Genomic DNA, 15,324 nt, shown 5'->3' with positions numbered 1-15,324 from the left:
GATCAAGCGACGGCAACGACGTCGAGAATGCGTTGCACCACGCGGTCCTGGTCGATGCCGGCCGCTTCGGCTTCAAAGGACAGGATGATGCGGTGGCGCAGCACGTCGAACAGCACCGCCTGGATATCTTCCGGGCTGACAAAGTCGCGCCCGGCCAGCCAGGCGTGGGCGCGGGCGCAGCGGTCGAGGGCGATCGAGCCCCGGGGGCTGGCGCCGTAGGCAATCCACTCGGCCATTTCCGGGTCGAACTTGGCTGGTGTGCGCGTGGCCATGACCAGTTGCACCAGGTATTCCTCCACGGCATCGGCCATGTACAGGCCGAGGATTTCCTTGCGCGCGGCGAAGATCGCCTGCTGGCTGACCCGCCGTTCGGGCTTGGTCTCGCCGTTGAGCGCTTCGCCACGGGCCTGTTGCAGGATGCGCCGCTCCACGGCGGCATCGGGGAAGCCGATCTTGACGTGCATCAGGAAGCGATCGAGCTGGGCTTCGGGCAGGGGATAGGTGCCTTCCTGCTCGATGGGGTTTTGCGTGGCCATCACCAAGAACAGCGGCGACAGCTCGTAGGTACTGCGCCCGACACTGACCTGGCGCTCGGCCATGGCTTCAAGCAGCGCCGACTGCACCTTGGCCGGGGCGCGGTTGATTTCGTCCGCCAGCACCAGGTTGTGGAAGATCGGGCCTTGCTGGAACACGAAGCTGCCGGTTTCCGGGCGATAGATCTCGGTGCCGGTGATATCGGCGGGCAACAGGTCGGGGGTGAACTGGATACGATGGAACTGTGCTTCGATCCCTTCGGCAAGCTCCTTGATGGCCTTGGTCTTGGCCAGGCCGGGAGCGCCTTCTACCAGCATATGGCCGTCGGCGAGCAGGGCAATGAGCAAGCGCTCGATGAGTTTTTCCTGGCCGAGAATCTGCGTAGAAAGAAAGGTTCGCAGCGCGAGCAGCGCTTCACGATGTTCCATCGATGACGGTTCCTGGAAAGATGAGCCTGGGGATTGTGAAAAACGCCAAGGCCTGGGGCGCTTACTTTAATGCATTGGAGGGGCTGGCGACTAACGAACCGGGGGGTATTTTTTGCGGCTTACAGCAAAGGCCTGAGGTTTTTGGCGTTGATGAGGGCACCATCGCGGGCAAGCCCGGCTCCCACAGGTGGGAGCGGGCTTGTCAGGTCGCCCCATCGCTGCGATGGCGATTTAGCCGCCGCCAGTCAAAGCGTGCGGATGTAGGTGCCAGTGCCCTTGAGAATGTTCTGCAAGGTTTCTTCTACCTCGGCCAGGTCCGACTCGGCGGTGGCGTGGTTAATCAGCAGGTGATCATTGCCGCCCAGCGCATCCTTGTCCGCCGCACCGATCTCCACCAGCAGGGTGGTCGCGCTCAAGGTGATCTTCAAGCCATCCAGGGTCGAAGGCTCGTAGTCCCAGGTCAGCTCCACCTCGTCCTCATCCGGATAACGGGACAGCATGAACATCTCGCCCTGGGTGCCGTGGCAGCACAGCATGGCCATGTTGTCTTCTTCGTCATCGCAAGGGGTGGCGAGCAGGTGGGCGGTGGTCAGTTGCATGTGGAGTCCTGTGTGGAAAGGCGGCGACAAGGCCGGCAGGCTGTAATTCTGCCATTACCTCGGGCTTTGTGTCGGCTTTTGTGTCAAACGGGCATCAGGGATTGAAGGCCCAGGCGCTGATTGTGCTGCTGATCGGTTTAAAGGCATTGCCCAGGCCACTGGTAAACAGCGGGACAAAGGTTTTCGCCGTGCCTTCGCTGATGAGCTTGTCTGCCTCGGGGCGCTTATTGATATAGCTGTCAATGCCAACGCCGAGCTCTGCTGCACCCACTGAGACGCTCGCTACTGTCAGTGCAGCGCCCAGCGGTGGGAAAGCGATACCTAGTGGAGCTAAAAGCAGCAGCCCATATTTGGCCCAATTCAAATACTTGAAGGCCGTCTTTGCCGTGACGTCGCGATTGAGTACGAATTGAAAGCGAGTGGCGTTCTTCAGGTCTTGCTCGGTGCGTTGCTGCAGTTCCTCAAACGGGTTCCCTTGGACTACCTGGCCATCGAATAGGCCGCCCTCGTCAAAGTACCCGAGCTTTTCTTGCGTAGCGACAGGAAGGTCACTGTTAAGCACATTACGGGTGTTGTCTATGAGCGCATCAATGCCTTTGGACAGGAATTCATCGGGACGGTCCTGGGGGCGGAAGTACAGTTTGAAACTGTCGACTTGTTGCGGGTCCTTCAATTGTTCGGCCAGCCACTTATTCATGTGTTTCTTGGAGTCGAAGCCTTTCAACATGGACCCATGGCCAGGCAGGTACAACAAGACCCGGCCTGTGGACTTATCCAAAGTGTAAAAGGCGCGCATGTTAAAACCTTTGAACGTGAGGAATTTGGTTTGCAGATTTGGATCAGCCTTGTAGGGCTGTATCAGGTCATTGTGACTAAGGGACTGGTAACTTTGGTCGGCCGGTAGTCCTGCGGCACCCATGGCGATCTGTCGATCGTTTTCGCTCAGGGACCAGTGCGACGCCTGCAAGAAGGCGCCTCTGGAGGCTTGGGCATAGGCATGGCGGGAATTGCTGTTCCAGTAACTGTTCAGGTACTGGTCATAGGGGGACTTATAACTGTTATCCCATACCATCTGTTTGAAGTCGGTGGCGCTGATATCGACTCTATTGCTTGCATCATAGAGATGGGCAGTCGCTTGCGACGGCTCAGTGTAAATACCTTGAAAGTGGCTGGTGAACCCCGATTCATTTGGGCGCGCGAACCTGCCAAAGCCGTCAGGGTCGTGGGTATGTCTTGAGCTTTGTCTTATTTCAAAGGGCCCGTCTTCTTTTGAACGTAGCGCCCCGTGGAACTCAGGTTCGTCCTGCTGGTTGAGCCTTGCTGCCTGGGTCAGTGATATTTTTTGAACAATGACCCCGCTATAAGGTGGGGCGTTAGTGCGGTGATCATATTGAATGCTCACTAAGTAAGTTTTATCGGGGTCAATATCTTTACCGAACGTTTGCTTGATCTGGCGCCTGACGTGGAGCGAAGTGACTTCGTCCGGTGTCTTGGGGTAGGTGTAGTCGGTGATGAGTTGTTGCACGGCCTTATTGGTGGCTACGGGCGCTTTGAAACAGGCCGCCGTAAGGTCTTGCCCTGCAGTGGCTGCACTACCCGGACGTGATGGTGCAGGGGGCTGCATGCAAGGGGGCTGGTGCCCTGGCAGCGGGGTGCGGAGGGCGGGGGAATATACGTTCAATAGCGCCTCGTTGAGTGGTAATAGAGCCTGTGTCGAAGGAAATACCTGCTCAAACTAAGTGACTCAATATTGAAATACGGTTCCTGCGCGGAGTTAGGAATTAGATTTTACGGATGTATGAAGTTTTACCGGGCGGCAGGTTGATCATGCCTGCTTGGCGGCTGCGCTTTTAATCCTCAACCTACACCTGAGCGGTAGGAAGGGTTGCTCTTGGTGCAACCGCGCAATGCCGTGTGTTGACCGAATATGTCGCAGTGCAGCAAGCAGCCAGCTTGCCGCACTCGTTAAGCTGCGCAACGGATGTGCCTTTTGCGTGACTCTGACCTGCCCGCCGTACCGTCATGCGCAGGGGGGCATCCAGTGGACGTCGAATGTGACCTCATTGACTTGTCCAGCTTCACCCACCTGTCACCCTGATTCGTTTATGGTGTTTATCATCATCACCTGCGAACAGAAATGACGGTCTCCCCACCAGGGGATAACACGCGACGCTTCCATCAATAACAAGCCCAAGCGGAGTACCACAGATGGCGTTCTTCACCGCAGCCAGCAAAGCCGACTTCCAGCATCAACTGCAAGCGGCACTGGCGCAGCACATCAGTGAACAGGCACTGCCACAAGTGGCGCTGTTCGCTGAACAATTCTTCGGCATTATTTCCCTGGACGAGCTGACCCAGCGTCGCATGTCCGACCTGGCCGGTTGCACCCTGTCTGCCTGGCGCCTGCTTGAGCGCTTTGATCACACCCAGCCGCAAGTGCGAGTGTACAACCCCGATTACGAACGCCACGGCTGGCAGTCGACCCACACGGCGGTCGAGGTCTTGCACCACGACCTACCGTTTCTCGTCGACTCGGTGCGCACCGAACTGAACCGCCGCGGCTACAGCATCCATACCCTGCAAACCACGGTACTGAGCGTGCGCCGTGGCAAGAAGGGGGAGTTGCTGGAAATCCTGCCCAAGGGCACCCAGGGCGAAGACGTCCTGCAAGAATCGCTGATGTACCTGGAGATCGACCGCTGCGCCAATGCCGCCGAGCTGAATGTCCTGAGCACGGAACTTGAGCAGGTGTTGGGCGAGGTGCGCGTGGCCGTGGCTGATTTCGAGCCGATGAAGGCCAAGGTCCAGGAACTGCTGGCCGGTATCGACAACAGCCAGTTCGCCATCGAAGGCGAAGAAAAGGCCGAGATCAAGAGCTTCCTGGAATGGCTGGTGGGCAACCACTTCACCTTCCTGGGCTACGAAGAGTTTGTGGTGCATGACGAGCAGGACGGCGGTCATCTGGAATATGACGCCACTTCCTTCCTCGGCCTGACCAAACTGCTGCGCGCCGGCCTCACCGCTGAAGACCTGCGCATCGAAGATTACGCCGTGGCCTATCTGCGCGAGCCGGCTGTATTGTCGTTCGCCAAGGCTGCGCACCCAAGCCGTGTGCACCGTCCGGCTTACCCGGACTACGTGTCGATCCGCCAGATCGATGCCGATGGCAAGGTCATCAAGGAATGCCGCTTCATGGGCCTCTACACCTCCTCGGTGTACGGCGAAAGCGTGCGGGTGATTCCTTATATCCGCCGCAAGGTCGCGGAAATCGAGCGCCGCTCGGGCTTCCAGGCCAAGGCGCACCTGGGCAAGGAACTGGCTCAGGTGGTTGAAGTACTGCCTCGCGACGACCTGTTCCAGACCCCGGTGGACGAGCTGTTCAGCACCGTGATGTCGATCGTGCAGATCCAGGAACGCAACAAGATCCGCGTGTTCCTGCGCAAAGACCCGTACGGTCGTTTCTGCTACTGCCTGGCCTACGTGCCGCGTGATATCTACTCCACCGAAGTGCGCCAGAAGATCCAGCAAGTGCTGATGGATCGCCTCAAGGCCTCGGATTGCGAGTTCTGGACCTTCTTCTCCGAGTCCGTGCTGGCCCGTGTCCAACTGATTCTGCGGGTTGACCCGAAGAACCGCCTGGATATCGACCCCCTGCTTTTGGAAAAAGAAGTGGTGCAGGCCTGCCGCAGCTGGCAGGACGACTACGCGAGCCTGGTGGTCGAGAGCTTCGGCGAAGCCCACGGCACCAACGTGCTGGCAGACTTCCCCAAAGGCTTCCCCGCAGGCTATCGCGAGCGTTTCGCCGCGCATTCAGCCGTGGTCGACATGCAGCATCTGTTGAACCTGACGGAAGCCAAGCCACTGGTGATGAGCTTCTACCAGCCTTTGGGCCACGTGACCGGCCAGCAGGAATTGCACTGCAAGCTGTATCACGCCGATACCCCGCTGGCGCTGTCCGACGTGTTGCCGATCCTTGAAAACCTCGGCCTGCGCGTGCTCGGTGAGTTCCCGTACCGCCTGCGTCACGCCAATGGCCGCGAGTTCTGGATCCACGACTTTGCGTTCACCGCCGCCGAAGGCCTGAACCTCGATATCCAGCAGCTCAACGACACCCTGCAGGACGCGTTCGTGCATATCGTCAACGGCGACGCCGAGAACGATGCGTTCAACCGCCTGGTACTGACCGCCGGCCTGCCATGGCGTGACGTTGCACTGCTGCGTGCCTACGCCCGTTACCTGAAGCAGATCCGCCTGGGCTTCGACCTGGGTTATATCGCCAGCACCCTGAACAACCACACCGACATCGCCCGCGAGTTGACCCGGTTGTTCAAGACCCGCTTCTACCTGGCGCGCAAGCTCACCGCCGACGACCTGGAAGACAAGCAGCAACGCCTGGAGCAAGCGATCCTCACTGCCCTGGACGACGTGCAGGTGCTCAACGAGGACCGGATCCTGCGACGCTACCTGGACCTGATCAAGGCCACCCTGCGCACCAACTTCTACCAGACTGATGCCAACGGCCAGAACAAGTCTTACTTCAGCTTCAAGTTCAACCCCCACGCCATTCCCGAGCTGCCCAAGCCAGTGCCGAAGTTCGAGATCTTCGTCTACTCGCCGCGCGTCGAAGGCGTGCACCTGCGCTTTGGCAACGTCGCTCGCGGCGGCCTGCGCTGGTCCGACCGTGAAGAAGACTTCCGTACCGAAGTGCTGGGCCTGGTCAAAGCCCAGCAGGTGAAGAACTCGGTGATCGTGCCGGTCGGCGCCAAAGGCGGCTTCCTGCCGCGTCGCCTGCCATTGGGCGGCAGCCGCGACGAGATCGCGGCCGAGGGCATCGCCTGCTATCGCATCTTCATTTCCGGCCTGTTGGACATTACCGACAACCTGAAAGACGGCGCCCTGGTGCCTCCGTTGAACGTGGTGCGCCACGACAACGATGACCCGTACCTGGTAGTGGCGGCCGACAAAGGCACCGCGACCTTCTCCGACATCGCCAACGGTATCGCCATCGACTACGGCTTCTGGCTGGGGGATGCGTTTGCCTCCGGTGGCTCGGCCGGTTATGACCACAAGAAAATGGGCATCACCGCCAAGGGCGCGTGGGTCGGGGTGCAGCGTCACTTCCGTGAGCGCGGCATCAACGTGCAGCAAGACAGCATCACGGTGGTCGGCGTCGGCGACATGGCCGGTGACGTGTTCGGTAACGGCTTGCTCATGTCCGACAAGCTGCAATTGGTCGCCGCCTTCAACCACCTGCATATCTTCATCGATCCAAACCCGAACCCGGCCACCAGCTTCATCGAGCGCCAGCGCATGTTCGAGCTGCCGCGTTCGGCCTGGTCGGACTACGACACCAGCATCATGTCCGAAGGCGGCGGTATCTTCTCGCGTAGCGCCAAAAGCATTGCCATCTCGCCACAGATGAAAGAACGCTTCGACATCCAGGCCGACAAGCTGACCCCGACCGAGCTGCTGAATGCCTTGCTCAAGGCACCGGTGGACCTGTTGTGGAACGGCGGTATCGGCACCTACGTCAAAGCCAGCACGGAAAGCCACGCCGATGTGGGCGACAAGGCCAACGACGCGCTGCGCGTCAACGGCAACGAGCTGCGCTGCAAGGTAGTGGGTGAGGGCGGTAACCTGGGCATGACCCAGCTGGGTCGTGTGGAATTCGGCCTCAATGGCGGCGGTTCCAACACCGACTTTATCGATAACGCCGGTGGCGTGGACTGCTCCGACCACGAAGTGAACATCAAGATCCTGCTCAACGAAGTGGTGCAGGCTGGCGACATGACCGACAAGCAACGCAACCAGTTGCTGGCGAGCATGACCGACGAAGTCGGCAGCCTGGTGTTGGGCAACAACTACAAGCAGACCCAGGCCCTGTCCCTGGCCGCTCGCAAAGCCTACGAGCGTGCGGCGGAGTACAAGCGCCTGATGAGCGACCTGGAGGGCCGTGGCAAGCTGGACCGCGCCATCGAGTACCTGCCGACCGAGGAGCAGCTCGTCGAGCGCGCCGCGACTGGCAAGGGCCTGACGCGCCCGGAACTGTCGGTGCTGATTTCCTACAGCAAGATCGACCTCAAGGAAGCGCTGCTCAAGTCCCTGGTGCCGGATGACGACTACCTGACCCGCGACATGGAGACCGCGTTCCCACCGAGCCTGGTGGCCAAGTTCTCCGAGGCCATGCGTCGCCACCGCCTCAAGCGCGAGATCGTCAGCACCCAGATCGCCAACGACCTGGTCAACCACATGGGCATCACCTTCGTGCAACGCCTCAAAGAGTCGACCGGCATGAGCCCGGCGAACGTGGCGGGCGCCTATGTGATCGTGCGTGACATCTTCCACCTCCCGCATTGGTTCCGGCAGATCGAAGCCCTGGATCACCAGGTCTCCGCCGAGGTGCAACTGGCGCTGATGGACGAGCTGATGCGCCTGGGCCGTCGGGCTACCCGCTGGTTCCTGCGCAGCCGTCGCAACGAGCAGGACGCCGCGCGCGATGTGGCGCACTTCGGTCCGCACCTGGCAGCGTTGGGCCTCAAGCTCGACGAACTGCTGGAAGGCCCGACCCGCGAAGGCTGGCAGAACCGTTACCAGGCCTATGTCGAAGCCGGTGTACCGGAGCTGTTGGCGCGCATGGTTGCTGGCACCACGCACCTGTACACCTTGCTGCCGATCATCGAAGCCGCTGACGTTACCGGCCAGAGCGCTGCCGATGTGGCCAAGGCCTACTTCGCCGTGGGCAGCGCCCTGGACTTGCCGTGGTACCTGCAGCAGATCAGCGATCTGCCGGTGGGCAACAACTGGCAGGCCCAGGCCCGCGAAGCCTTCCGCGATGACGTGGACTGGCAGCAACGGGCGATCACCATCAAGGTTCTGCAAATGGCCGATGCGCCAGAAGACATGGAAGCCCGCGTGGCCCTGTGGCTGGAGCAGAACGCGAGCATGGTCGAGCGCTGGCGCGCGATGATGGTGGAAATCCGTGCTGCGGTCGGTACGGACTACGCCATGTACGCGGTGGCCAATCGGGAACTGTTGGACCTGGCAATGAGTGGTCAAGCGGTGCTGTAATCGGCTGCTGGAGCGTTAAAGCAAAGCCCCGTCTCGCGAGAGACGGGGCTTTTTTGTGGGTTCGGCACAAGGTGGGGCGTATGCAAAATTTGCTGCCCCGACCGCCCCCTGTGGGGTCGCTGTTGCTCGCGGCTGACTCACCGCAATCGCAGGCAAGCCAGCTCCCACACTTGATCTGTGGTTGGGGCCAAAATTCTCTGCCCCAGTGAGATCCCCTGTGGGAGCGGGCTTGCCCGCGATAGCGGAAATCCAGTCACTGTCGCTGGCGGCTGACCCAGCGCCATCGCTGGCAAGCCAGCTCCCACATTTAATCTGTGGTGGAGCCAAAGTTCTCTGCCCCAGTGAGATCCCTTGTAGGAGCTGGCTTGCCCGCGATAGCGGCAGTCCAGTCACTGTTGCTGGCGGCTGACCCACAGTCATCGCAGGCAAGCCAGCTCCCACATTTAATCTGTGATGGGGCCAAAATTCTCTGCCCCAGTGAGATCCCTTGTAGGAGCGGGCTTGCCCGCGATAGCGGCAGTCCAGTCACTGTTGCTGGCGGCTGACCCAACGCCATCGCAGGCAAGCCAGCTCCCACATTTGATCTGTGGTGGGGCCAAAATTCTCTGCCCCAGTGAGATCCCTTGTAGGAGCGGGCTTGCCCGCGATAGCGGCAGTCCAGTCACTGTTGCTGGCGGCTGACCCACCGCCATCGCAGGCAAGCCAGCTCCTACATTTGATCTGTGGTAGGGCCAAAACTCTCTGTCCCAGTGAGATCCCTTGTAGGAGCGGGCTTGCCCGCGATAGCGGCAATTCCGTCACTGTTGCTCGCGGCTGACCCAGCGCCATCGCAGGCAAGCCAGCTCCCACATTTGATCTGTGGTGGAGCCAAAATTCTCTGTCCCAGTGAGATCCCTTGTAGGAGCTGGCTTGCCCGCGATAGCGGCAGTCCAGTCACTGTTGCTGGCGGCTGACCCACCGCCATCGCAGGCAAGCCAGCTTCCACATTTGAATCTCTATGGGCTTACGCGAGTTTTGCTTGCAGATGATCCAGATGGCGGGTCATCAAGCATGCTGCCGTACCCGCATCCCGTCGCTCCACCGCTTCGACAATCTCTGCCTGCTCAAGCCAGGCGCCGGTGAACGCCCCTTGCCGGGCAATGACCAGCGAGGTCAACGGCACCAGGCTGTTGAGAAACTGCACCAATGGCCGGTTGCCCGCAATGGCCGCCAGCAACAGGTGAAACTCGCCGTACAGGCGGATGGCCGGGCCTTGCTGGCCCTGCTCGACGCACGCCCGCTGGCGGGCCACCAGTTCGCGCAGGCGCCGCACCTGCCCAGGGCTGGCCTGTACGCACGCCAACTGGACCACGGTCACTTCCATCAAGCGCCGCGCCTCAAGCATATGTTGCACCTGCTCGGCATCCGGCGCCGCCACCTGGGCGCGCAGGTTGGGACGCAGGATGATCACTTGCTGCTCGGCCAGGCGCGCGAGGACCCGGCGCAGCACGCTGCGGCTGACGCCAAATTGCTGGGCCAGGCCTTCTTCGGTAAAGCGGCTGGTGGGCACGATGCGCTGTTCGAGGATGGCATCGAACAGTCGTGGGTAGAGGTCATCCACCGATGGCCGTTTATCGGGCACCAGGCGCATGGCGGGTGGGGCGGTGACAGCAAAAGTGCGTTGCAGGGCGTGAGCGCTCATGGCCAGCCTCCAGAGTCAGTTGCCGAGATGGTCGTCGGGAATATTCAGGGCGGTGCCCATGCGCTGGCCCTCGTTGAGGATATGGCGGCGCATTTCGGCGCTGGCCAGGGCGCTGTTCTTGTTGCGGATTGCGCGCACCACGGCTTCGTTTTCCTGCAGGCGCTCGGCCAGGTGTTCGGGGGAATTGCGCAACACCTGAGCGCTTTGCTTGAGGGCGTTGCTGGTCTGCTGCACCACGTTCTGGAAAATCGGGTTGGAGGTCAGGGCGAACAGCTCCTCATGGAAGGCAATGTAGGCGTTCATCCCGGCTTCACTGTCGTTGGCTTCCAGGGCTTCGCGCATGTCCATCAGGGTCAGGCGCAGTTGGCCGATTTCCTTGCTGGTGATGGACTGGGCCACCAGGCCGACGATAAACGGCTCCAGGGTGTAGCGCAGTTGCAGGATATCGGCGAGGCTGGCGTCGGCCACGGCGTCATGGGCTTGTGGCTCGCTGACGCTGGTTTCCAGCACGACCACGCCTTTGCCGGGCATCGAGCGCACCAGGCCGAGGGTTTCCAGGACGATCACCGCTTCACGCAGGCTGGGGCGGCTGATGCCCAGTTGTTCGGCCAGTTCGCGCTGGCCGGGGAGCATTTCGCCACGCCGCCATTGGCCCCGTGCCAGGGCGGCGCGCAGTTTTTCTACGACTGAATTGACGACGGTTGAAGTGCTGATCACGCCGGGCTCCTTATGTTGCAAACACAAACGGTAAAAATGGCGACGATTAACGGTGGGAGCGGGCTTGCTCGCGATAGCAGTGGATCAGTCAGCACATGTAGGGGCTGACACACCGCTATCGCGAGCAAGCCCGCTCCCACATTCGATCTGCGCTAGAACTCCTGGTGCGCCGGCAGTACCGGCTTCTTGGCCTGGAACGCATACCCTTGCTGCCCCTCCAGTACCTTGTTGGCCCGTTGCAGATCAATGTCCTTTTCCCAGCGGGCAATGGCCACGGTCGCGACGCAGTTGCCGATCAGGTTGGTCAGCGCACGACCAATCCCCATGAACCAATCCACCGCCAACACCAGCACCAGGCCCACCACCGGGATGGCAGGAATAGCCGTCAGGGTGGCCGCCAGAATCACCAGGGCCGAGCCCGGTATGCCGTGGGCGCCCTTGGAGGTGATCAGCGACACCAGCAGGATGGTCAGCAGGTCGGTCATCGACAACGGTGTCCCAGTGGCATTGGCGATAAACACAATGGCCAGGGTCAGGTAGATCGAGAAACCATCGAGGTTGAACGAGTACCCGGTGGGGATCACCAGGCCAACGGTGGAACTGCCAATGCCCAGGTGTTCCAGTTTACGCATGATCTGTGGCAACACCGCATCGGACGACGCGGTGCCCATCACGATCAGCAACTCTTCGCGAAGGTATTTGAGCAGCGGCAGCATACGCAGGCCCGACAGGCGCATCACCGCGCCCAGGATCAGCGCGACAAAGGCCATGCAGGTCAGGTAGAACAGGCCCACCAGGCTGCCCAGGTGCTGCAGCGAATCCAGGCCATAGGTGCTGGTGGTAAAGGCGATGGCGCCGAAAACCCCAATGGGCGCCAGGCGCACGATCATGCCCATGATCCGGAAGATCACATAGCTCAGTTCGTTGATCAGCCGTGAAATGCCCGAAGCCGCTTCGCCCACCAGGTTCAGCGCACTGCCAAACAGCACCGAGAACAACAGCACCTGCAACACGTTGTTGTCGGCGAAGGCCCCGATCACGGAGTTGGGGATCAGGTCCATCAAGAATTGGCTGGTGCCCTTGATATGCTGGCCGCGATCCGCCAATTCATTGAGGCCTGCGGAAGACAGCTGTTCAAGGTGGATATTGGCGCCGCTGCCAATTCCGGTACTGAAGGCCAGTACCAGGCCGAGCACCAGGGCGATGGTGGTGAGGATCTCAAAATAGATCACCGACTTGAGGCCGATGCGCCCGACTTTTTTCAGGTCGCCCGCGCCGGAAATACCGCTGACCACCACGCAGAACACGATCAGGCCGATCAGCATCTTGATCAGCTTGATAAAGCCGTCACCCAGGGGTTTGAGTTGTGAGGAGAATTCGGGAAGGGCCAAGCCGCACGCGATGCCGAGCATCAGGCCTATGACGACTTGCAGGAAAATCGAACGCGAGCACCATCTGAGCATGGGAGGGATCTCTATTCGGTGCCCTGGTGGGTCCAGGGCTTAATTGTTGTGGTCTTACCGGTAAGTCCAGTGCGCGGCCAGTCTACGCTCGGTTTTTTGCAAACTACAAGGGGATGAAGGGGTGTTTGTGTGCTCCGGTCTTACCAGTTGCTCGGTAACCGTGATGCTTGAGCGGTTGGCGGCCTGGAAAATTTTTCGCTTATCATCCCGGGCTTGGCCGCTGAGGTGATGTATGGATAAGCCGGGACTGACAACCGATGAAGCGGGACTGACCCGCTGTACATGGCGGACGGCCGCCGCCGAATACCCCGATTACCACGATCATGAATGGGGGGTGCCGGTGGCCGAGGATAGGGCGCTGTACGAGAAGATCTGCCTGGAAGGCTTCCAGGCCGGCCTGGCGTGGATCACCATCCTGCGCAAGCGCGAGCATTTTCGGCGGGCCTTCGCCGGTTTTGATTTTCGCCGGGTGGCGCAGTACACCGAGGAGGATGTCCAGCGCCTGATGGCTGATCCTTGCATCGTGCGCAATCGCGCAAAGATCGTCTCGACCATCAACAATGCGCGCCGGGCGTGCGAGCTGGTGGATGAGCACGGCTCGCTGGCGGCGTGGCTGTGGGCGTTTGAACCGACGGCGGCCGAGCGCCCGGCGGTGGTGGACATGGCCTATTGGACGGGCAACCCGACGTCGCCGGCTTCGGTACGTTTGTCCAAGGCCTTGAAGAAACGCGGCTGGACGTTCGTCGGGCCGACGACGATGTATGCGTTTATGCAGGCAATGGGCATGGTCAACGATCACTTGGAGGGCTGCGCCTGTCGGCAACCGATCGAAGACCTGCGGCGTCAGTTCAAGCGTCCCTGAATGGTAGGAGCTGGCAAGCCTCCTACCGTTCAGTTTTGCGGTGGCAGGGGCGTCAGCACCTCGGCCTTGTCATCCAGCACCATCACCACCAGCAGCCTGGCCGGCTGGGTCTGGCTGGCATTGCTTGATTCGAAGTGGCGCGAACCGGCCGGTTCGTAGAACGATTGCCCGGCCTTGTAGGTAATGGCCTGTTCATCATTGACGCGCGAGGTGATTTGCCCCTCAAGTACGTAGGCCACTGCCGTGCCAGTATGGCTATGGGGCACGGTGGCCTGGCCCGGCGCGTAATCCACGGTGAGCATGAGGGTTTTCTTGCCGGGTACGTTGCTCAAGGCGTGCTCTTGCAGGACCTTGATCGATTCCTGGTTGTACACCGGCTCGTGGGCAAAGGCGCTAAGCGAAGCCAGCAGGAGGGTGGTGCCGAGCAGTGTTTTCATGGTGCGGGGTTCCCATCGTTTCAGATCCCCTCACCCTACGCCCGGGCGCGCGGCGTACCTATAACCAATCTGCTGGAAAACCCCTCAGCCAATCTGCTGCAGGATATCGCGCACCTTGTCCAGGGACGGGTCGATGTCCAGGGTCTCGATGGCGCCAAAACCGATGATCAGGCCGCTACGCACCGGCGCCTGATGGAAAAACACATCCAGCGGATACAGCCCGACTTCCACCTGCCGCGCCAGTTCGATCAGCAGGGGGATGTTGATCGGCACTTTGCACAGTGCCGCCAGGTGGAACCCGGCCACGCTGGGCACGGCCTCGAACCAGGGTGACAGGTCGCCGGCCAGGCGGCTGAGAATGCGTTCGCGGCGGCTACTGTAGACGGTGTGACAACGCCGGATGTGCTTGAGCAGGTAGCCTTCGCTGATGAACTTGGCCAGGGCCCATTGCGGCAGGGTCGAGCTGTGCTGGTCGCTCAGTTGCTTGGCCTTGAGCACCGCGCCGCGAATGGCCGGGGGCAGCACCGTATAGCCCAGGCGCAGCTCCGGCAGCAGGGTTTTGGAGAAGGTCCCGACGTAGGCGACGATGCCCCGTGTATCCATACTCTGCAGGGCGTCGGTGGGGCGGCCTTCGTAGCGGAACTCACTGTCGTAGTCGTCCTCGATGACAATCGCGCCCAGGGCCAGCGCCCGCGCCAGCAGCGCTTCGCGGCGTGGCTGGCTCATGGGGATGCCCAATGGAAACTGGTGGGACGGGGTGACGTAGATCAGCCGGGTGCCCTCGGGAATCAACTCGACCTGGATCCCCTGCGCGTCCAGCGGCACGCCGGCCACGGTGGCACCCATGGCTTCGAACAGCAGGCGCGCCGGGGTGTAGCCGGGGTCTTCCATGGCGACAATGCTGCCCGGTTCGAGGACCACGCGGGCGATCAGGTCCAATGCCTGCTGCGCACCGTTGCACACCACAATGTCGTCATCCCGGCAGTTGACCCCTCGGGAAAACGCGATGTGCCCGGCAATCGCATTGCGCAAGGCCGGCAAGCCCTCGGGCTGGCCGTAGAAACCACTGTTCTGGGCGATGCGCCGCAAGGCGTCCTGGGTGCAGCGCCGCCATTCGTCCTGGGGGAACAGGCTGCGGGTGGTGGCACCGCCGATGAACTCGCAGCGCAACGTGCTCTCGCGCGTCGGGTGGCGCATGGGCGAGGGCAGGGCTTGCCACTTGGCGAGGTTGGCGGCGCAGGCCAGGTCGGCCGCACTTTGCAGGCCCTTCGGCCGCAGCGCATGGGCGCTGACGAAGGTGCCACGGCCGATCTTGCCGATCAGCAGGCCTTCGTAGGTCAGGGTGGTGTAGGTGTCGGACACGGTCTTGCGCGAGATCCCCAACTGCTCGGCCAGCAAGCGGCTGGGGGGCAACTGCGCGCCAGCGGCCAGGCGTCCTGACTCAATGGCGTCGCGCAGTTGCTGGTAAAGCTGTTCGGCCAGGTCCTTGCGGCCCTGGATGACGACGTGCAGTTCCATGTTTCATTCCGAGGCGG

Annotated in this window: 10 protein-coding genes; 2 read left to right on the top strand and 8 right to left on the bottom strand. The window is 61.1% G+C overall.

Going from position 1 to position 15,324, the window contains the following annotated elements; genetic code table 11:
- Positions 1 to 2: 2 nt before the first annotated feature.
- The 3 genes from HBO11_RS26025 to HBO11_RS26015 form a co-directional block, all read right to left on the bottom strand.
- Complete coding sequence (locus HBO11_RS26025; protein ID WP_003218556.1) at positions 3 to 962, bottom strand: MoxR family ATPase; 960 nt, start codon at positions 960 to 962, stop codon at positions 3 to 5.
- A gap of 245 nt (positions 963 to 1,207) precedes the next feature.
- Positions 1,208 to 1,561: a hypothetical protein gene (locus HBO11_RS26020; RefSeq protein WP_169955759.1), complete on the bottom strand. Its 354-nt coding sequence runs from the start codon at positions 1,559 to 1,561 to the stop codon at positions 1,208 to 1,210.
- 94 nt (positions 1,562 to 1,655) lie between these two features.
- On the bottom strand, positions 1,656 to 3,086 hold the full coding sequence (locus HBO11_RS26015) for a DUF6543 domain-containing protein (protein WP_169955758.1): 1,431 nt from the start codon (positions 3,084 to 3,086) through the stop codon (positions 1,656 to 1,658).
- Positions 3,087 to 3,769: 683 nt separating this feature from the next.
- Here HBO11_RS26015 and HBO11_RS26010 point away from each other — a divergent pair.
- A complete protein-coding gene (locus HBO11_RS26010) occupies positions 3,770 to 8,629 on the top strand; it encodes an NAD-glutamate dehydrogenase (RefSeq protein WP_169955757.1) in 4,860 nt (1,619 codons plus the stop codon).
- Between the two features lie 1,003 nt (positions 8,630 to 9,632).
- Here the strand turns inward: HBO11_RS26010 and HBO11_RS26005 are convergent.
- The 3 genes from HBO11_RS26005 to HBO11_RS25995 form a co-directional block, all read right to left on the bottom strand.
- Positions 9,633 to 10,310 (bottom strand): GntR family transcriptional regulator, encoded by a 678-nt coding sequence (locus tag HBO11_RS26005; RefSeq protein ID WP_169955756.1) that lies wholly within the window; start codon positions 10,308 to 10,310, stop codon positions 9,633 to 9,635.
- A gap of 15 nt (positions 10,311 to 10,325) precedes the next feature.
- Complete coding sequence (locus HBO11_RS26000) at positions 10,326 to 11,027, bottom strand: FadR/GntR family transcriptional regulator (protein ID WP_169955755.1); 702 nt, start codon at positions 11,025 to 11,027, stop codon at positions 10,326 to 10,328.
- Between the two features lie 152 nt (positions 11,028 to 11,179).
- Complete coding sequence (locus tag HBO11_RS25995) at positions 11,180 to 12,505, bottom strand: C4-dicarboxylate transporter DctA (RefSeq protein ID WP_169955793.1); 1,326 nt, start codon at positions 12,503 to 12,505, stop codon at positions 11,180 to 11,182.
- A gap of 217 nt (positions 12,506 to 12,722) precedes the next feature.
- On the opposite strand from HBO11_RS25995, the gene HBO11_RS25990 reads away from it, so the two are divergent.
- Positions 12,723 to 13,352: a DNA-3-methyladenine glycosylase I gene (locus tag HBO11_RS25990; protein ID WP_169955754.1), complete on the top strand. Its 630-nt coding sequence runs from the start codon at positions 12,723 to 12,725 to the stop codon at positions 13,350 to 13,352.
- Positions 13,353 to 13,381: 29 nt separating this feature from the next.
- Here the strand turns inward: HBO11_RS25990 and HBO11_RS25985 are convergent, their stop codons facing one another.
- Positions 13,382 to 13,789 (bottom strand): cupin domain-containing protein, encoded by a 408-nt coding sequence (locus HBO11_RS25985; RefSeq protein WP_169955753.1) that lies wholly within the window; start codon positions 13,787 to 13,789, stop codon positions 13,382 to 13,384.
- A gap of 84 nt (positions 13,790 to 13,873) precedes the next feature.
- A complete protein-coding gene (locus HBO11_RS25980) occupies positions 13,874 to 15,307 on the bottom strand; it encodes a PLP-dependent aminotransferase family protein (protein WP_169955752.1) in 1,434 nt (477 codons plus the stop codon).
- Between the last annotated feature and the right edge of the window lie 17 nt (positions 15,308 to 15,324).

Source organism: Pseudomonas sp. WS 5010 (genome assembly GCF_012985565.1).
Classification (GTDB): Bacteria; Pseudomonadota; Gammaproteobacteria; order Pseudomonadales; family Pseudomonadaceae; genus Aquipseudomonas.
Note: the sequence above shows the minus strand (reverse complement) of the source record. Positions and strands in the feature narration are given on the sequence as shown.

Coding starts and splice junctions, on each gene's coding strand:
- HBO11_RS26005 (WP_169955756.1), bottom strand. CDS start 10,310: ATGAGCGCTCACGCCCTGCAACGCACTTTTGCTGTCACCGCCCCACCC.
- HBO11_RS25980 (WP_169955752.1), bottom strand. CDS start 15,307: ATGGAACTGCACGTCGTCATCCAGGGCCGCAAGGACCTGGCCGAACAG.
- HBO11_RS26010 (WP_169955757.1), top strand. CDS start 3,770: ATGGCGTTCTTCACCGCAGCCAGCAAAGCCGACTTCCAGCATCAACTG.
- HBO11_RS25985 (WP_169955753.1), bottom strand. CDS start 13,789: ATGAAAACACTGCTCGGCACCACCCTCCTGCTGGCTTCGCTTAGCGCC.
- HBO11_RS26025 (WP_003218556.1), bottom strand. CDS start 962: ATGGAACATCGTGAAGCGCTGCTCGCGCTGCGAACCTTTCTTTCTACG.
- HBO11_RS26020 (WP_169955759.1), bottom strand. CDS start 1,561: ATGCAACTGACCACCGCCCACCTGCTCGCCACCCCTTGCGATGACGAA.
- HBO11_RS25990 (WP_169955754.1), top strand. CDS start 12,723: ATGGATAAGCCGGGACTGACAACCGATGAAGCGGGACTGACCCGCTGT.